The 18,854-nt window shown below is 51.3% G+C and carries 18 protein-coding genes and 4 tRNA genes; 3 read left to right on the top strand and 19 right to left on the bottom strand.

Annotated elements, in window-relative coordinates:
* The first annotated feature begins 39 nt into the window (after window positions 1-39).
* Window positions 40-945, top strand: coding sequence for a fructose bisphosphate aldolase (locus KIH86_RS02165; protein WP_223084713.1), 906 nt, complete (start codon window positions 40-42; stop codon window positions 943-945).
* A gap of 338 nt (window positions 946-1,283) precedes the next feature.
* Window positions 1,284-1,367, top strand: coding sequence for a putative holin-like toxin (locus tag KIH86_RS29780; protein ID WP_219214875.1), 84 nt, complete (start codon window positions 1,284-1,286; stop codon window positions 1,365-1,367).
* 223 nt (window positions 1,368-1,590) lie between these two features.
* Here the strand turns inward: KIH86_RS29780 and KIH86_RS02155 are convergent, their stop codons facing one another.
* From KIH86_RS02155 to nrdR, 14 genes are all read right to left on the bottom strand, one after another.
* Window positions 1,591-2,394: a helix-turn-helix domain-containing protein gene (locus KIH86_RS02155; protein ID WP_262416510.1), complete on the bottom strand. Its 804-nt coding sequence runs from the start codon at window positions 2,392-2,394 to the stop codon at window positions 1,591-1,593.
* 360 nt (window positions 2,395-2,754) lie between these two features.
* Entirely contained in the window at window positions 2,755-3,879 is a 1,125-nt protein-coding gene (locus KIH86_RS02150; protein WP_235775224.1) for an ABC transporter permease, read from the bottom strand.
* Entirely contained in the window at window positions 3,866-5,143 is a 1,278-nt protein-coding gene (locus tag KIH86_RS02145) for an ABC transporter permease (protein WP_223084718.1), read from the bottom strand. The genes KIH86_RS02150 and KIH86_RS02145 overlap by 14 nt, the downstream gene beginning before the upstream one ends.
* Before the next feature lie 13 nt (window positions 5,144-5,156).
* The gene (locus KIH86_RS02140) at window positions 5,157-6,092 is read right to left on the bottom strand and encodes an ABC transporter ATP-binding protein (protein ID WP_223084719.1); all 936 of its coding nucleotides are present in this window, start codon (window positions 6,090-6,092) and stop codon (window positions 5,157-5,159) included.
* Between the two features lie 262 nt (window positions 6,093-6,354).
* Window positions 6,355-7,002 carry a response regulator gene (locus KIH86_RS02135; RefSeq protein WP_223084723.1) on the bottom strand — a complete coding sequence of 216 codons (648 nt, stop codon included), beginning with the start codon at window positions 7,000-7,002 and terminating at the stop codon, window positions 6,355-6,357.
* Entirely contained in the window at window positions 6,996-8,216 is a 1,221-nt protein-coding gene (locus KIH86_RS02130) for a sensor histidine kinase (protein ID WP_235775223.1), read from the bottom strand. The genes KIH86_RS02135 and KIH86_RS02130 overlap by 7 nt, the downstream gene beginning before the upstream one ends.
* Window positions 8,217-8,292: 76 nt before the next feature.
* Window positions 8,293-8,365 (bottom strand) — tRNA-Lys (locus KIH86_RS02125).
* An 8-nt stretch (window positions 8,366-8,373) separates the two neighbouring features.
* Window positions 8,374-8,449, bottom strand: a tRNA-Ala gene (locus KIH86_RS02120).
* A gap of 138 nt (window positions 8,450-8,587) precedes the next feature.
* Complete coding sequence (locus KIH86_RS02115) at window positions 8,588-9,244, bottom strand: nitroreductase family protein (protein WP_223084726.1); 657 nt, start codon at window positions 9,242-9,244, stop codon at window positions 8,588-8,590.
* A 148-nt stretch (window positions 9,245-9,392) separates the two neighbouring features.
* On the bottom strand, window positions 9,393-10,889 hold the full coding sequence (locus KIH86_RS02110; RefSeq protein ID WP_223084729.1) for a DHA2 family efflux MFS transporter permease subunit: 1,497 nt from the start codon (window positions 10,887-10,889) through the stop codon (window positions 9,393-9,395).
* A 20-nt stretch (window positions 10,890-10,909) separates the two neighbouring features.
* Window positions 10,910-11,557: a TetR/AcrR family transcriptional regulator gene (locus tag KIH86_RS02105; protein WP_223084732.1), complete on the bottom strand. Its 648-nt coding sequence runs from the start codon at window positions 11,555-11,557 to the stop codon at window positions 10,910-10,912.
* 251 nt (window positions 11,558-11,808) lie between these two features.
* Window positions 11,809-11,881: transfer RNA gene (locus KIH86_RS02100), tRNA-Lys, on the bottom strand.
* A gap of 6 nt (window positions 11,882-11,887) precedes the next feature.
* Window positions 11,888-11,963 (bottom strand) — tRNA-Ala (locus KIH86_RS02095).
* A gap of 159 nt (window positions 11,964-12,122) precedes the next feature.
* On the bottom strand, window positions 12,123-12,596 hold the full coding sequence (gene nrdR / locus KIH86_RS02090; RefSeq protein ID WP_223084734.1) for a transcriptional regulator NrdR: 474 nt from the start codon (window positions 12,594-12,596) through the stop codon (window positions 12,123-12,125).
* 138 nt (window positions 12,597-12,734) lie between these two features.
* Here nrdR and KIH86_RS02085 point away from each other — a divergent pair, with 138 nt between their 5' ends.
* A complete protein-coding gene (locus KIH86_RS02085; RefSeq protein WP_038694899.1) occupies window positions 12,735-12,965 on the top strand; it encodes an alpha/beta-type small acid-soluble spore protein in 231 nt (76 codons plus the stop codon).
* 80 nt (window positions 12,966-13,045) lie between these two features.
* Here the strand turns inward: KIH86_RS02085 and KIH86_RS02080 are convergent, their stop codons facing one another.
* From KIH86_RS02080 to polA, 5 genes are all read right to left on the bottom strand, one after another.
* A complete protein-coding gene (locus KIH86_RS02080) occupies window positions 13,046-13,612 on the bottom strand; it encodes a lytic transglycosylase domain-containing protein (protein ID WP_223086031.1) in 567 nt (188 codons plus the stop codon).
* Window positions 13,609-14,208: a dephospho-CoA kinase gene (coaE, locus tag KIH86_RS02075; protein WP_223084742.1), complete on the bottom strand. Its 600-nt coding sequence runs from the start codon at window positions 14,206-14,208 to the stop codon at window positions 13,609-13,611. The genes KIH86_RS02080 and coaE overlap by 4 nt, the downstream gene beginning before the upstream one ends.
* Window positions 14,209-14,245: 37 nt before the next feature.
* Entirely contained in the window at window positions 14,246-15,031 is a 786-nt protein-coding gene (locus KIH86_RS02070) for a manganese efflux pump (protein ID WP_223084743.1), read from the bottom strand.
* A 184-nt stretch (window positions 15,032-15,215) separates the two neighbouring features.
* Window positions 15,216-16,052, bottom strand: a complete 837-nt coding sequence (gene mutM / locus KIH86_RS02065; protein WP_223084745.1) for a DNA-formamidopyrimidine glycosylase — start codon at window positions 16,050-16,052, stop codon at window positions 15,216-15,218.
* Window positions 16,053-16,104: 52 nt separating this feature from the next.
* Entirely contained in the window at window positions 16,105-18,771 is a 2,667-nt protein-coding gene (polA, locus tag KIH86_RS02060; protein WP_223084754.1) for a DNA polymerase I, read from the bottom strand.
* Window positions 18,772-18,854: the final 83 nt, after the last annotated feature.

The raw sequence follows: 18,854 nt of genomic DNA, 5'->3' as shown, positions 1-18,854 counted from the left end.
AAGCCGGGTTGACCGGCCGTATGCGAGAGGAGAGTCTGTATGGATAAGGAACAATTGGAACGGGTACGAAATGGCAAAGGATTTATTGCTGCGCTGGATCAGAGCGGCGGGAGCACACCAAAGGCGCTGCTGCAATATGGCATTCAGGAAGACCGGTACCATAATGACGAGGAAATGTTCGAGCTTGTTCATGAGATGAGAACCCGGATTATTAAAAGCCCGGCGTTCGACTCGAAGTACATTCTCGGCGCTATTCTCTTCGAAAATACAATGGACCGGAGCATTGATGGCATGCTGACTGCGGATTACCTCTGGAAGGAGAAGAACATCGTGCCTTTCCTTAAGGTCGACAAAGGGCTTGCCGAGCCAGGCAACGGCGTTCAGCTCATGAAGCCCATGCCCGACTTGGACGGCCTGCTCCGTAGAGCGGTTGACCGGCATATCTTTGGAACGAAGATGCGGTCCGTCATCAAAGAACCGAATCCCGAAGGAATCCGCGAAGCGGTTCAGCAGCAGTTCGAGCTCGGCAAGCAGATCTTTGCTGCAGGGCTTGTTCCCATTATCGAGCCGGAGGTCGATATCCATAGTGCGAACAGGGCCGAGTCGGAGCGCCTGCTGAAGAAGGAGCTTGCCGCTCAATTGGCCGCACTTCCTTCGGATGTCATCGTCATGCTGAAGCTATCCATTCCATCTGAGGATGACTTCTACCACGATCTCATTGACGATCCCCATGTGGCACGGGTTGTGGCGCTGTCCGGCGGCTACTCGCAGAGTGAAGCCAATGACAGATTGGCCCGGAACCGCGGACTTATCGCGAGCTTCTCCCGCGCTCTATCACAGGATTTGACGGACCAGCAGAGCAATGAAGAATTCGATGCAAAGTTATCCGCGTCGATACAGGCCATTTATAAAGCCTCGATCGAGAAGATCGCGGCTACGATTTAGGCAGAAGCGGCAGGTCACCGATACGACGTTACACAAGCAATTAGCTTCAGCCGTGCAGTTGCAGAAATAGACCGGTTTCCAAGGGACCGGTCTATTTCTGCATGCTCTGTCTCCGCCGTTTCTTCCGCTTCTTCCTTATCTACTAATACCTCAGCATCACTAGAGATACCCTGGAAAAATTTCCAGGGCAGATCACGTTTTTCACTTATTCGTACTATAAATCTTATTATTTAGGAGAACATTAGTTCCCATATACTTACCATAATATGCTATACTGGTATAGCAATAGAAGGCTTGCAAGGGCGGTCGGCTAATCTCCCAGAGGGGAGGTGAGGCCAATGGAGGTGTATCAAGCGTTGTCTTTGATGTTCATGTTCGGCATGTTCATTATTGCATTGCTCAATTACCTCAAAAAGAAATAGACCGCCCTCTCGCAAAGGTTGCGGTCTATTTCTGCCCGTAATACCTTAAAGCCGCCGCCCTTAAAAGCGGCTATTGCCAAGAGAGTCGTGTTGACGCACGGCTCTCTTCGCATTGTACGTCTTTTCTACCCAAACTATACCATGTTTGAATCCAAATAAAAAGTCAAATCACCTTGTTAGCAGCGAAAAAACAGTATCTCCTGCGTTATCTTATGAGGCAATCCTAATTAAAAAACGAAATAATCCTCTCCGCAAGAGGCTTCCACAAGTGAGGGTACTCTTGATTGATCAGCTGTCTGACCTGCTCGGCCTTGATGCTGCCGAAATTATTATTTTGAATAGCGAGCGTATATGCCCCCTTAGCAGTATCGCCAATGGCAATATGCCCGCTTGCGTAACCGCCAATCGCAATATGTGAGGCAACGGCGAAGCCGCCAAAAGAGAACACTCCAGCCGCCATACCGCCAATCGCCAGGATTCCCAATGCCAGCCCGCCTATACTCAAGGCGCCGACTGCGACGCCCCCAACAGCCAGCAGCAATCCGAGAGCCAGCCCCGCTAAGCTGATGAGTCCCAAGGCAAGCGCCCCCAGGCATAAGCCTCCTATAGCAATAATTCCAATTGATAAGGCACCAACCGCTATATTGCCGATTGCGATAACCCCTTTGGCAACATAGAGACCCCGTCCGAAATGGATATGAACCAGCGGAACCCCATAGAAGGTTCTCTTGCTTTTGTACTCATAATGAAACATAGATTTCAAATCCACAACCGATGGTCCTTGCGCATAACTCGCCGTTCCAGAATCCCCGGCCCTCCCAGCATTGTTCGGCACATCCTTGACCAGATGATCCACGCTCACGCTAAACAGCTCGCTTAGCACAATCATTTTGTCCATTTCAGGATAGGATTGGCCCGATTCCCACTTTGACACGGCTTGCCGCGATACACCCACAACTTCAGCCAGGTTCTCTTGAGACATGCCCCTTTGCTTCCTGTAGCTTTGCAGCTTCTCCGCAAATTCCATCGTCATCACCTCACGCTAATCATAGGATAACGCGCTGCTCATGAACACCAATCCGGACTTACAAACTGTCAACCACAGGTTGCATAAGCCTTTTTCCACCAAAATCCCTGAAGTGGTCCGAGTTTAATTGGGCTGTTGCTGCTGTCATCACACATGAAAAGCTCTTGAAATCCCGTTAATAATTAGGAATATTCCGATGATTCTCAGTATGACTCTTGAAGTCCGGTCATCTTTTCTAAAAATAGCTCTCCCAAGTGACCCGATGAATACGTTAATGAGAATCCCACCCAGAAGCTCCCCAATTCCGATAAGCTCCATTATACCCAACCCAACCACTTCCCGATATGTTATTTATATCCCTCAGCCTTTCAATGCCTTAAGCTCTCTGCTCATTAATATTAAGCCAGCCGCGAAACCTGCAATTCCAATCCCTGCGAACACACTTAACGTAACCCATTCTGAAGCCATTGTCTGATGGTCAAAAATAACGGCTGACAACGATTGTATAGCCCATGATTCCGGAGTGAACCTGGAGATGACCTGCATGAACTTTGGCGCCATTTCCACCGAGAAGAAGCTGCCTCCCAGCAAACCGGTTACCGCTATGATTATTGAAGATGAGGATGTGAACTGTTTCTGATTCCGCATACACGGTATCACAATCATCGTAATGCCGGTCAGGGTAAACACATAAGCGGCAAAAAGGATTCCGACCGCAAGCGTATGGTCCGCGATACTGATCTTGAGCAAGTACTTGCCAGCGGCCAAAATGACCAGAATATGAAGTGCCCCGAACAGATAGGTCGCCGTCATTTTGGCCAGCATATATTTCTTGTAATCAATAGGTGTGCTAAGCAATCTGCTGAACGTACCGTTCTCTCTCTCATCTATGAAGGTACGCAATCCCTGGATGACAACGAACCAAATGAACATGACCAGAAAGCCGATCAGTCTCGCGGTTGCATGGTCAATTGTCTTCTCTCCATTACTTGGAGTCTGATCATCGATTCTTACATTCGAGGGCTCATTGATGCCTTTAAGCATGCCAGTTGTAATTCCCAAGCCATCTGCACTCAGTCCGGCAGAGATAACTTGTGAGTCATGAATCACTTGCCGCAGAGTGCCGACTTCACCGGCAACGATCTCTTTCAGAATCATCCCTTCGCCAGTTTCAACATTTTGCACAAAATAGACAGGCAGATCCTTACCAGATAACAGCTGTCTGCCGAAGCCCTGCTGTACAACCAGACCAAAGGGTATGTCCTGATCATCAATCTTTTGTTTGATGGCAGCCTCATCGGAATGAATGATTTTTACCTGGTCATGGCTTTGAATCATTGTTACAAGTTCATTCGAATACACACTATGGTCCGCATCCGCTATATACAAGCTTTCCTGAACGCTCCCTTGTGAAAAAGAGAACAAAAAGGTCAGGATCAAGGGAACCGCAATTGTTGCTAATACCGCGACTCTACTTCGGAACATCAGCTTCAGCTGGTTTTTTACCATGACGATAAATTGCACTTCTATTCCACCCTTTTCCGCTGTATACCATAATGCTAAAGATGATAAATATCAGTCCTATGCCTGTAAGCTCCAGTAAATCGATGTACATACCGTCAAGACTACCGCCCTGGCCTATTTTTAAAAAAGCATTTATAGCTTTTCCGTTGGGGATGATCTCCTGAATGATGCGCAGACCGTCCGGCAATCCGCTTCTATTGACAAAACTTCCGCCCAAAAAGCTGAAAATGTACAGCACAGGGGAAGCCAGACTGGAAACCGTCACATGGTCTTTCGCAGTGAATCCCCATAGCAGAATAATGCTGCCGATGGCAAAGGCATATACAACGGTGATGACTAGAAGATTAACAGGGTTTCCCCATTTTATCTGAAATACGACCCGACTGATAAAGAACACAATGATCATTTGGAGGACAACGGAACTAATAATCCCAGCCAGCTTGCCCAGCACATACTGTATCCCTATTGTAGGCGTGGACTTAATTCGAAGCAGAGTGTGGTTCTGTTTCTCGTCCACTATGCTATGGACCAGCACAAATGCCGTCATAATGGAGAACATAACGACCATCGCGATCGAATAATACTGCATGGCCGTTATAGGCACCGCTGCTTTATTGGTTGGCATCTCTGCTATATTGAAACTGAGGTCTTGATTATCTGATAGTTGGCTCATAAGCTTTTCAATTTTGTCTTTAGGAATACTGCCTTTGCTGCTTATCGTCTGGATGATCGTCCTTTGTTCAACATTCATTGTCCTGATGCTTGCATTGAACCGGCCCAGAATAGCCCCCACTATCTCTTTCTCCAAAGGCTTATCCTTGTCACCCATCAAGACGATCTTCGCCGGTTCATTGCTCATGGCTGCCTTGGTGAAGGTTTCCGGTACGTATACAAATACGGCAGCTTGACCGTCCTTCAACAATTGTAGGCCCTGCTTGTAGCTGGCGGCTTCGATAAGCTGGACGCTGTTCTTCAGATCCTCTTGCTGAAATACGTCATCCCTTAAGACCTTTCCCAAGGAAAGTACATGTGTCCTGTCAAAAGCGCCCTTATCTGAATTATATAAAGCCACCTTAAAGGTCTTGATTTGGGAGTTTGAGTCACTGAATACGGTCCCTAAAATGAGGATAAGCACAGATGGAAACAAAATAAGCTTCAGATAAAATGTCTTATTCTTGGTTAACAGCCGCAGGTCCAACAGGAATAGCCGTAGCAGCTTTTTCACACGATCACCCCCTTCACTCCCCCCTTAAGGCCTTGCCTGTAATTTGCAGAAAAATACTCTCCAGATTCACTTCCTCATATTTGAAGCTGGTCAGCTTAATCCCTAATGTCTTGATATCGTCCACAATCTCGATCACATTCTTGTCGCCCGTGGCAATGAGCATACTGATTTGATTGCCCGATATATTGACCTTGGAAATCCCGGGAATCTGCTCTAGCTGTTCAAGTGAGCCATCACTCGCTTCGCTGAAGCTTACGGTCAACGTGTCGCATGCCGCAAGGCTTTGTTTTAATTCATCTTTCGTTCCCTTTGCGATCAAAGAGCCGTGGTCGATGATGGCGACGTTCTTGCACAAGTACTCCACTTCCTCCATGTAGTGGCTTGTATAAATCACCGTCATCCCTCTGTCTTGATTCAGTTTTTTCACCGTCTCCAGGATGTGATTTCGGGATTGCGGATCAATACCTACAGTGGGTTCATCCAGGATCAGCAATTTAGGATCATTCATTAGCGCAACACCGATATTGACCCTGCGCTTCATCCCACCGGACAATTCGGCAACATCGCGATTTTTCATATCCTGCAGCTCGATAATATTCAAAACTTCATCGGCTCTTCTTCTAAGCCTCTTCCCGGAAAGTCCATACAAGCTGCCGAAGAACTCCAGATTCTCTTTGGCGCTTAATGCCTGATACAACGCCAGGTCCTGCGGCACAATGCCCATGATTTTTTTAATATCCATCGGCTTGTCTCTAAGGGACTTGTTATCAATTGTGATACTGCCGCTGGTTGGTGCAAGCACCGTGCTGATCATGGATACGGTCGTAGACTTTCCGGCTCCATTAGGACCCAACAGACCGAAGATCTCACCACGTTCCACATGCAGCGAAATATGGTTAACTACCGTGGTATCCTTGTATTTTTTAGTCAGATTCGTTAGTTCAAGCATCTGTACAGCACCTCTCACTCATTTCTGTTCTGTTCTCATTCTAGCCCCCCATCTCATGCAAAAGAATTTACTATAGTACTCAATTCGGGTATTACTTTAGTTATCAGTTAGAGAATTACTTTAGTCATACGGGAAAAAGACAAACAAAAATAAGCCGCCCTTACAGCAGTCAGTCTGTGAGAACAGACAGGTTACTGTAAAGACGGCTTACCGGGAACGAGCTGGCGGAAGGTAAGTTGTAAACTTACAAGGCTCCGCAGGATTATAGTGATTTTTGCAGGCACAGCGTTAGTTCCGTTCTATTCTTCAGTTCGAGCTTCTCCAGCATGCGTGAGACATAATTTTTGACCGTGCCTTCTGTAATAAACAGTTCAGTGCTGATCTCTTTATTGCTCTTGCCTTTCATGATGCATTTGGCAACCTCAAGCTCACGCGGCGTAAGCAGCTCCAGAATCTGCTCATTCGGCAAGCTCTCGCTGCCCGCATAATTCACAATATTCAGTGCGTTCACGACTTCCCGTGTAATCTTGGGATTCAGCAGGATGTTGCCCTCACAAGCGGTTCTAATCGAATCCATGATCTCCCGGGAGCCGGAATCCTTAAGAATATAACCGTCCGCACCATTCTTGAGACCTGTAAAAATATACTCGCGATCATTAAAAGTAGTAAGAATGATAACCTTGATCTCAGGGTATTTCGCCTTCACCAATTTTGTAGCATCGATTCCGTTCATCACCGGCATTTTAATATCCATTAGAACAACCTCAGGAGAGGTGTATGCGAGAAGCTCCAATGCCTCTTCTCCGTTGGAAGCCTCACCGACAACTTTGACCTCATCATGGAGGCTAAGAATCATCTTCAAGCCTTCCCGAACAATTTGCTGATCATCCACTATTATAATATTTACCATGGATGTGCCTCCTTGTTGACCTCAAAATCTACAGCAATTTTAGGAATACTCGCCTCAACGCTAAATCCTGAAGATTCACCTGAGTAAAAAACAACTTTTCCGCCGAGCGCCTTAATCCTGTCCTCAATGCCTTGAACCCCTTTCGATTTAATGATCTCTCTGCAATCTGCTCCATTATTATGAATGAGCAAGGAAATATGATCGGCATATTTATGGATGTCAATGGAGAAGGATGTGGCCTCCCCATGCTTGATGCCATTGGTGATAGACTCCTGGACCGTTTTGTAAATACAAGCTTTGATCTCAGAATCCACATCTTCAATATCTTCATCCATGTTAAGTTCAAACTGAATCCGATTCGTCTCCCGAAAGTTGCCGAATATCTCATGAAGGGACTGAAGGAGTGCCCTGGAAGCTCGCTCTTCACTCAGAAGAACAACCGTCTTCCGAAGATCCGCGATGCATTCCTTGGACAGCTGACGGGATTTGTCTATGGCGAGCTTGGCCTTATCCGGCTCCACCTCCACGATTGAACCGGCGTACTCAAGATTCATATTAAGGGCGATCAGATAATGTCCCAGTGAATCATGAAGCTCCTGGGCAATCCTCGTTCTTTCTTGAGAGAGGGTAAGCTCTTGAATTTGATCCGAGTACTCCTGGAGTGTGGCATTGGCATGTTGTAATTCTTGATTTAGCGCTTGGGTTCTCGCTTTTTCAATCAATACATTTCGGAACAGATAGACGATGGAGATTATAATTAGATAGGAAGACAGGATTTCTTTGAGGGTAGCATGGCCAGCTATCAGAGAAGCTGTGAAAACAGAAAAATGCAGGCACAATAAATACACAGGAATTGTTCTTGCGCTCACCATGATTTCTATAAGCAACATAATAATGTAGATTTCTGCGCCTATGCAGTAAACCTTGAACAGCAGCAAGCCAGCCAATATATTGCTGAAGATGAAGGATACATTCCACAAGACCCTGGTGTGCTTCATAAACTTGCCCCTAGTGAAATCATTCACTACTGAAAGTACAGCAAGAAAGCCAAGGAGCAGCATGGATGGGAAATCCGCCGAATAGTCATCAAGAATGGTGGCCAATATGGAGAAGAAGGAGAAGGCAATAATGATTCTTTGCACGAGCATTCTGCCGGCCACTGTATACACATTTTTTATGATCGACACCCTCTTATTCGCAAAATCCAGTTCCATCCTCAGCACTCCTCTCTCGGCACACACTCTACATATTAACAACAAAAAAACGGCATCTCTGCCGTTTCTTCCGTGATGGACTCTCAGGGGCTCGAACCCTGGACCTGTCGATTAAGAGTCGAATGCTCTACCAACTGAGCTAAGAGTCCATAATATTTGGTGGAGCCTAGGGGGATCGAACCCCTGACCTCATCGCTGCCAGCGATGCGCTCTCCCAGCTGAGCTAAGGCCCCAAACGTATTTTTATAGAGTAGAAACAAGTCACTCACAAGAAAATATTATACAGCGTTCCGGGAGAGAATGCAACACTTTTTTCCTCGTGATGTCGTTCTGCTGAGATAATGCCACTCTCTATCCCGGAACGCTTAGGACTAAAGGATTTCGTTGAAGAAGACTAAATCTTCGAATGGCAATCTCACCGTTGGATGTCCGGGCTGTGCAGCTTTGCCGAATGCGATCAGTATAATGGGAATATATCGTTCAGGTATGTTAAAAGCCTCCACGAAAGCCGCCTTGTCATATCCTCCCATCGGTACCGTATCATAGCCTTTGGCACGTGCGGCAAGCATGAACTGCATGGATGCCATTCCGCAGTCGTTAACAACAATTTGACGGATGTCTTGAGATGACATATTGGAATACATCCCGGTATAGCGTTCGGTGAAGGACTTAGCCGTATCCGCTGACATATATCCCGCTTCTGCCGCTTGACCATAAATCTTCCCGGCCAGGCTGACGCTTTCCAAGTCCCCAAGAACGGCGATTACCGCCGAAGCTTCAACTATCTGCTGTTGATTGAACGCAATCGGAAGCAGCTTTTGTTGGAGTTCAGGCGTGTCGATAACAAGAAATCGCCAAGGCTGCAGGTTGGCGGCCGAAGGAGCCAGCGCAGCTTGCTGCAAGATTTCGGTCAGAACTTCCCGCGGAACTCTGGTCTGAGAATCATAATTGCGTACGGATCGGCGGCTCTTGATGAGATCAACAAACCGTTGTTCCTCCGAGACTTGGGACGATTGTGAATCGGACATGATTTCTCCTCCTTGAAGTTTGCTGTATTTATTACCCATAATAACACTTTAATGGTTACATCGGTCTGTGTAAATTCATATGCGATGCAACTGGCTGCCGAGAATTCTCGGCAGCCAGCTGCACGGCATTTCCGTGCTCATCTTACAATTAATGTCCCATCATTGAAGCAGCTTCAGAGGAAGGCGCAGCGGCCTTACCGGATTTTCCGCCTGCGGAGTCGGGTCTGCGCAGCAGCAGGCTGAACAGCACGCCTGCCACGGCGATACAGGCTGTGAAGAAGAATACATCGTCGAAGCCCTGCGAAGCGGCAACCAGAGGATTGCCGGCCTTGCCAATCTCCGACATATGCGTGGTAATCCGCGAAGTCAGGTAGCCGGTCATACCGGCGACGGCGAACGAGACCACTACTTGCTGAGCCGCTGTCGTCAGCGGTGTAACGCGCCCAACCAGATGGCGGGGAGCCGAGTTCAACACATGGGTGTTCACCGGCATCATCGTCAGACCCATCCCGAGCCCCATCATGCCCAGACACAGCATAACATGCGGGAGACTGGTATCAGCCGTAATTCCCGACAGGAGGAACAAGCCGCTGGAAATGATGATCAGCCCGACAAAGGCCAGCGGCCGGGCGCCGATCTTGTCGAACAATCTACCGCCAAGCGGCATCCCGATTCCGGAAGCCAGCGCCTGCGGCAGAAGGATAAGTCCGGTCTCAAGCGGCGTATAGTTGCGCACCTGCTGCAAGTACAGCGGCACGAACAGCATGGAGCCGAACAAGGCAGCCTGTGTAATCCAGGCCAGCAAAATGCCCCGGGTGAAATGCGAGGAGCCGAAGACGCGCAGCTCCAGCAGCGGGTTCTTTTGCATCAGTTCTACAAGAATAAAGAGCAGCAGCGCCACGCCGCCGACGACAAGGCCCGTGATAGCGCCAGTCGTTGACCAGCCATCCGTGCCCCCCTCGTTGACACCGTAGGCCAGCATCGCAAACGCGATCGGAGCGAGAATCATGCCCAGCAAGTCCAGATGCGGCGTCTCATGCCGTTCGGTAACGGGCAGATATTTGATACCCAGCACGACGGCCAGAATACCGATTGGCAGATTGATCAGGAAGATCCAGTGCCAGCTTGCATATTCGATCAGCCAACCCGACAGCACCGGACCCAGCGCAGGCGCCAGCAGCATCGGAATACCGAGCATGCCCATGATCGAACCTCTGCGCTCAGGCGGTGCCAGCCGGAACACCATCGCCATACCGATCGGGGCGACCATACCGCCGCCAAGACCCTGAATAATCCGGAAGATAATCAGCTGCGTCGAACTCTGGGCAATGGAACACAGCACGGAGCCGACGATAAACATTACAATAGTGCCCAGGAACACCCGGCGGGCGCCGAACCGGTCGCTCATCCAGCCAGCCAGCGGAATGACGGCAGACAGGGCGAGCGTATAACCTGTTATCGTCCATTGGACGGTTTTGAGGCTGGTATCGAAATAATCCACCAGAGCGGGGATGGCTACGTTGACAACGGTGCTGTCCAGAATAACCATAATCATGCCGACAATAATCGCCAGCAGCGGCGGAATAATTGCTTTTAGAGAGAAGCTCTCTTCGGCGGCCGCAGCGCCGGGTACAGTAGGTTTCATTTTTCCATCTCCACTCTTTATTATTGATGCTTCAATCTTTCCTGGTTATACCGGTAAAAATAATGGTCAAACAGAAATTCGATCTGTTCGTCGACCGACGGGAGCTCCTTGAAAGGCGTCTCCACTTCCGCCTCCCCGGCACTTCCGCAGGGGTACATGACAATCGGAACCAGCACAGCTCCCTGGAGCTGTACCATCATCAGCTGCAGCCGCTTCTCGTCGGTCACGCCGCTGATGCCGCTCAAAGTCTCCAGCATTTTTTGTCTCTTTATCGTCTTGCTGTACTGGGAATACTTATGGATGGAACGCAGGATGCTTCCACTCTGGTCCACCATCTGCTTCGCAAGCCCCGGATACTGCTGAAGATAGCCGACGTAGGCCTTGAAGAAGCCCAACAGCCGCTCACGAGGCGGCAGGCTCTCGTTCTCCAACGCGCCAAACGCGTCGTCGAAGCCGGAAATCAGCACACGGGTGGCTTCTTCCAGCAGGTTATCCTTGGAATTGTAATAGTAATTGACCAGCGCCAGATTGCTGCCCGCTTTGGCGGCGATCCGCCGCAGCGTAAGGCCAGCAATTCCCTCCTCCCGTATCAATGCAACCGTGGCGTCAAGAATTTGCTGCTTCGTTGCTTTATCACCGGACGCCGCCGATTCTTCTCCCTTAGCCATACTATTTCATGTTCTCCTCCTCGTCATGCTAATTTAAGCATTGATTTAAACATTGTTTAATTCATCGTTTAATATACTCCCGTTCCGTTGGTCTGTCAACAGTCCCGGCATCGATTCAACCCGAAGCCAGACCGGCAATGCCGGAAAGATTTTCTATCCGTAACACGGGAAATCGGAGGACGCGCTGCTGTAACACTCTGCTTCTGAATGCGCAAAAAAGAGACGGCATCTCTGCCGTCTCTTTTTTATAATGGACTCTCAGGGGCTCGAACCCTGGACCTGTCGATTAAGAGTCGAATGCTCTACCAGCTGAGCTAAGAGTCCATAATATGGTGGAGCCTAGGGGGATCGAACCCCTGACCTCATCGCTGCCAGCGATGCGCTCTCCCAGCTGAGCTAAGGCCCCGAATGGAAATGGGATATGTATGCTGATCGGCTTGTCCATCACTTAATATCCACAGCCGACTTTTATATAATACAGGATCCCAAACCTGATGTCAACATTTTTCTATATATGAGCGACTGTTCCCCCCATTATACCTAACTGCAAGGCGTCTGCATTGCCCTACAGTCCTTCCTCATCCTCATTTTTGGACAGCAGCGCCTTCAGCTCTTTCATGAACATATTGATGTCCTTGAATTGGCGATATACCGACGCAAAGCGGACATAAGCCACCTCATCCACCGGATACAACTGCTCCATAACCAGCTCGCCGATCTGACGGCTCTCCACTTCGGCGACGGCAATGCCCCGCAGCGATTTCTCGGCCTCGGAGACGATCATCTCCAGACGCTCGACGGACACAGGACGCTTCTCGCAAGCGCGAATCAGGCCCCGAAGAATTTTATCACGGCTGAATTCCTCGCGGCTGCCATCCTTCTTGATCACAATCAGCGGGGTCTCCTCCACCATTTCAAATGTCGTAAAACGCCGGCTGCACTTCTCGCATTCGCGCCTGCGCCTGATGGACTTGTTCTCATTAGCCGGACGGGAGTCCAGCACCTTGGTATTGGTATGGTCGCAATAAGGGCATTTCATGCCTCGCGGTCACTTCCTTCGCTTTGTTTTTCGCTTTTTTAGGGCTCTTTTTTCCAGTAAACACCTTATCCGTTTCGGTTATGAATATGGCAGGTTCGGCACATAATACAGTTACCAACCGATAGGAGGTGAACAACAATGGCACAGGCAAGCAATGGAAGCTCCAGCACCAACAACCTGGTTGTACCAAAAGCCAACGCCGCTTTGGAGCAGCTGAAATATGAAGTTGCCCAAGAACTTGGTATCACTCTTTCCCCGGACGGATATCAAGGCAATAAAACTTCTTACGAAAACGGTTCGATCGGTGGATACATCACCAAACGTCTGGTAACTCTGGCCGAACAACAACTGGCTGGACAGTTCCAGTAATAAGCCTCTAACAGGGCAAAAATGAGAAGTGCTGAGCGGCCTCCGGGCCGCCGGCGCTTCTTTGTGCGTTAACCTGATGTTTAGAACATGCCGCCGTAGATATCGACATATTGATTGTAATAATAAATGACCCGCTGCACATAGTGGCGCGTTTCACCGAACGGAATATTCTTCAGCGACTCTTCGCTCCCGTCCCAGGAACCGTCCTCAAGCCAGCTCTTCACCTTTCCCGGGCCTGCATTATAAGCCGCGATGATCATCGCCCGATTGCCGTCGAACTCTCCTGACAGCGTATGCAGATACCAGGTTCCCAGCTCGATGTTGGCGGAAGGCTCATCCCTCAGCTTGTCCAGCGAAACATCGGGCAGCTTGGCCTTTTCCAGTGCCCATTTCGCCGTGTCAGGCATTAACTGCATGAGTCCCAGCGCTCCCTTTCGGGATTCCTTGCCGGTCTTGTAGTTCGTTTCGACCCGGATAATGGCGGCGACAAGGAAGGGATCGACCTGATAGGTGAGGCTGTGCTTGCGTATATCCTCTTTATAATGGATGGGATAAATCCAGGACATCCAATTCGTGCTGAGAAACAGAACGGCGGTGAAGCCGATGAATAAGAGGAGCAGAACCCGTTTTTTGCGCAGCAGCCTCAGCATGTAAATCCCAGCCTGTCCAACAACTGCTCGATTTGCCTCTCCGTCCCGGCAAGGTCGCCGCTGTTGTCGATCACATAGTCGGCCTTCTCCCGTTTGAGCTCAATATCCATCTGCGAATCGAGCCGGGCTCTGGCCTGCTCCTCCGTCAGCCCGTTGCGGGTAATCAGCCGGCTAATCTGTACCTTCCTCGGCACATAAACCACCAGAATCTTCTCGAACATATCCTCCTGCTCTGTCTCGTAGAGCAGCGGAATATCCACGACAGTAAGACGGGAAGCATCCTCCCGCTCAAAAGCCTCCATCCGCTCCCGGGTAATCCGGCGGATCACCGGATGGGTCAGCCCGTTCAGCGTCTTCAGGGCTTCAGGGTCGTGAAATACGATGTCTCCCAGCTTCGACCGGTTCAGCGTTCCGTCTGGTTGCAGCACCCCCGCGCCGAAAGCTTCGGCAACGGAGGCCAGCACCTCGTGTCCGGGGAGCATAATCTCCCGGGCAATGGCATCGGCATCGATGAGCCTTGCCCCCTTGCTTACCAGAAGGGCGGACACGGTGCTTTTGCCGGAGGCGATCCCTCCGGTCAAGCCCATAATCATGTTTTCACCTCATAACTCATAGCTCATAGCTCATAGCTCATAACAGCTTCAGTATTCCAATGGCAATCAATAAGAGCGCCGGCAGCAGTGAAGCCCGCTTCATCCAGGAGCTTCCGGAGAAGCGAAGTCCGGTATGAAGCCCCAGAAGCAGAATGCTTCCGCTGAACAGCGCAATCGTAAGCGAAGTCCGCAGCGGATCAAAGCCCAAGAGCGCGGCTCCAAGCCCTGCTCCGAATGCGTCAAGCGAGAGCGCGATCCCGAGGACCAGCGCTTCAAGCGGCGAAATGCTGCCCGATTTGTCCATATCCGCCGACGACGGGGTACGCAGAATTTGAATGACGATCCCGAGACGCCGAAGCTCCAGTGAGAATACGGCGGATTTCTCCCCTTGACCCTCTTCATGAACGTTTGCCTGATCCGGTGAAGACGAGCCAGATGGTGTCAAGTCTACGGCAAGCTCACCCGGACAGCTCTTGCTGCCGTGTTCTCCTGCCTGTTCCTCTGCTTCAGCGCTCCGGCCGCCCTTCGCTTCAGCTTCCTTGCCGTCATCTTTCTGGAGCAGCATCTGCACCAGTGACCAGCAGCCCATCAGCAGAATAATGACCGCGCCGATTCGCGACGCAATTCCAGGAGACACTACCGCAGACAGCAGCACGCCGACCTGCATCGATACGCTCATTACAACGCCTGAACACGTCGCAATGATCAGAACCGAGAACAAGGGGATCTTCAGCTTGCGCAAACCATATGTAATACCAACGCCGAAACCATCCAGACTCAGGGCAAAAGCCAGCAGCAGAAGTGAAACAATAGGGGTAAACACCCGCAATCCCTCCCGTGAAGAACCGGGGCTATAAGGGGCTCTCCCCTCAAGCCGTCGTTCGCTAATGTAGCATTCTTCACCCAGTATATGGGCGGGAGGTCTCTATGGTGTCATCCTTCTTGAAACCGTGTGAAACAATTGAAAATCCGGTGCAATCACGAGCTGTCGGAACAAAGGGACCTTCCTAGGTCAACAGCGGCGGCTGGCAGCTTGGGCAAAAATGAGTGCCCCGTCCCCCCACAACGCTCTTCTCCACCTTGGAGCCGCAGGAGTAGCAAGGCTCATCCTTGCGTCCGTATATCCGGAGCATATGCTGATAGCTGCCGCTCTCTCCCTGGCCGTTCACGTAAGACTTAACGGAAGATCCGCCAGCGTTCACCGCATCCGTCAGCGTATCGACAATGGCGCCATGCAGCCTCACGATCTGCTCATCGGTCAAGGAACCGGCGGCTCTCTCCGGATGAATGCCTGCGGCATGCAGGGACTCATCCACATAAATATTGCCGATCCCGACCACGTATGCCTGATTTAACAGCAGCGGCTTGATTTTTGTATTCTTCCCGGCAAGCAGACGCTTAAACGCCTCTATCGTAAAATCAGGAGACAGCGGCTCCATACCCAGATTCTTCAGCGGCGGCTGAAGAAGATCCTCGCCCGGAAGGAACAGATCCATCGTCCCGAACTGCCGGACGTCCGTGTACCGGAGCTCGGTGCCGTCGTCGAAATGAAAAATCACATGCGTATGCTTGTCCAGCTCATCACCCTTGGCATACAGACCATACCGGCCCTCCATCCTCAGATGGCTGACCAGCACGAGCCCATCCAGCAGAAAGCGCAGAAATTTGCCGCGGCGTTCTACCCGCTGAATGATATGGCCTTCCAGCATATGTGCAAATAACGTGATATCGTCCGGCCGCCGGATAATCCGGGGCAGCCGGACGGTGACGTTTAGTATTCTTTTGCCCTGAACCAAGGTGTTTAATGTTCGTTTAACTGTCTCTACCTCCGGAAGTTCCGGCATGATGTCCTCACCTCAGCTTCATTATACCAAGATAAGCCGCGGGCGCGGGACTTTATTTCGCCTCATACCAGTCGCTTCCATAACTTACCTCCGCCTTAAGCGGTACGGACAGCTTCAGCGCGCCTTCCATAACCTCCGGCACGAGAGTCTTCATGATCTCCAGCTCGTCCTCCGGCACCTCGAAGACCAGTTCGTCATGCACCTGGAGCAGCATTCGGCTCTTCAGCCCCCGCTCGGACAGTGCGCGGTCCATGTGAATCATGGCCAGCTTGATAATGTCGGCGGCAGTACCTTGAATCGGCGTGTTCATTGCCGTCCGCTCGGCGAACGAGCGTAAATTGAAATTACTTGCATTGATCTCCGGCAGATAGCGGCGGCGTTCCAGCAGCGTTGTGACATAACCCGCCTTGCGCGCTTCTTTCACGATTTCGTCCATGTAGCGCCGCACGCCCTGGAATACCTCAAAGTAAGCGTCGATAAACCTGGCGGCTTCTTTGCGCGTAATATTCAGGTTCTGCGACAAGCCGTAATCGCTGATGCCGTACACGATGCCGAAGTTGACTGCCTTTGCGGAGCGGCGCATGTTGCTGTCCACCGCTTCGGCCGGCACGCCGAACACGTCCATCGCCGTCTTCGTATGAATGTCCATGTCATGCAGGAACGCATCCTTCAGTTTGGCATCATCCGAAATATGTGCCAGCACCCGGAGCTCAATCTGCGAATAGTCAGCCGCCAGAATCGACCAGCCCGGCTCGGAAGGGACGAAGACCTTGCGGATTTTGCGGCCTTCCTCCAGCCGGATCGGGATGTTCTGCAGATTAGGGAACTGGCTGCTCAGCCGGCCGGTCGCCGCGATCGTCTGGCGATAGAAGGTGTGGACCTTGCCTGTCGAAGGCGCAATTTCCTTCAGCAGCCCCTCTACATAGGTCGATTGCAGCTTGGCAATGGTCCGGTACTGCAAAATCATCTGCACGATATCATGGTAAGGCGCCAGCTTCTCCAGCACCTCGGCGTCGGTGGAGTAACCGGTTTTGGTCTTCTTGACCACCGGCAGGCCCAGCTTATCGAACAGAATCTCGCCCAGCTGCTTCGTGGAGTTCAGATTGAACTCGGTACCCGCGATCTCATAGATCTGCTCGACAAGACCGGCAATCGTCCGCTCGAACTCCCGTCCCAGCTCTTTGAGCCCGTCCTGGTTAACCAGAATACCCTGCTTCTCCATATCGGCCAGAATGCGCGACAGCGGCATTTCCAGGTCGTGAAACAGCTTCTGCATGGCCGTATCGGCAAGGTTCTGCTCCTGCTTCGGCACGACACCGAGGACAGCCGCGCTCTTGGCGGCGACATGGGCGCCCAGCACGGCCAGCTCCGGCAGCTTGTACTTCGCGCCCTTGCCGAACACTTCTTCGTCCGCCGCCAGATGCGGCAGCCCATATTTGCTCACCAGATCGCTAAGGTTCTGGTTCGCTTCGGTCGGGTCCAGCAGATAGGCCGCCAGCTGGACATCATGGGCCGCACCCGCGAAGGGAATGCCCTGCCAGTGCAGGGCCAGGTCCGCGCGGTGCAAGTCATAGCCGTTCTTCGGTGACTGCTCATCCACCAGCCAGGCGCGCACCGCCTCGGCCTCACCGCTCTTCAGCGTCTCGAACGGCACAAAATAATGCTTCTCCGGCGTCGAGAGCGCCACCCCGATCACCTCGGACCGGTGCGGATTGTCGCCGTAGGTCTCCACATGCAGCGCCTTGACTTCCGGCAGCGCTGCGACAGCCGCCGCCAGCTCCGCCCCGCCGGCGGCTATCACAATATCAAGCTCCGGCGCCGGAGCGTTGGCTTCTCCATCCGCTGGCGCATGGGCACTCAGGTTCAGCCGTTCCAGCAGCGACTTGAACTCCAGCTTCGCCAGTGCCGGACCGGCGGTATCGCTCTTGAGACCGGTAAATTTCATATCCTCCCACGAATGGGTCAACGGAACTTCGCGGAAGATGGTAGCCAGCTTCTTGCTCATGACCGCATCTTCGGCATGCGCTTCCAGCTTCTCCTTCATCTTGCCCTTCAGCTCTCCGGTTCCGGCGATGACTCCCTCTACGGAGCCAAACTGGGCAAGCAGCTTCAGTGCGGTCTTCTCGCCAACTCCCGGCACCCCCGGGATATTATCGCTCGCGTCGCCCATCAGCCCCTTAAGGTCGATGATTTGCTCCGGCGTAAGATCGTATTTGCTCCGGATTTCCTCCGGTCCGTACAGCTCGATCTCCGTCACACCCTTGCGGATCAACGCAATCTTCGTATGATCCGATGCCAACTGCAGCATGTCTTTGTCCCCGGAGACGATCATGACTTCGCGGCCTGCTTCATCGGCTTCCCGGGAAATGGTTCCGATGATGTCATCCGCTTCATAGCTCACGATTTCATATTGTGGAACGCCCAGATCCTTCAGCAGATCTTTCAGCAGGGGGAACTGCTCCGACAGCTCCGGCGGCGTCTTCTGTCTCCCGCCCTTGTAATCCTGGTAGCCCTCATGGCGGAAGGTGACCTTGCCCGCGTCGAAGGCGACGATCAGGTGGGTCGGCTTATGCTCTTCAATCAGACGCAGCAGCATCGTCGTGAAGCCATAGACGGCATTGGTTTGCTGGCCCGCCGTATTGGTCAGAGGAGGCATGGCGAAGAATGCCCGGTAGATCACGTTATTTCCATCTATTAAAATCAGCTTGTCCTTGTCCATTATGCACCTCGTCTTCGATTGCTTATCGCCTCTATCTTACCACACGCCCACCGAAAAAAAGAAGGAATCCCCCGCTTGCCTGG

It is taken from the genome of Paenibacillus sinensis, from assembly GCF_019904155.1.
Taxonomy (GTDB): domain Bacteria; phylum Bacillota; class Bacilli; order Paenibacillales; family Paenibacillaceae; genus Paenibacillus_AQ; species Paenibacillus_AQ sinensis.
Note: the sequence above shows the minus strand (reverse complement) of the source record. Positions and strands in the feature narration are given on the sequence as shown.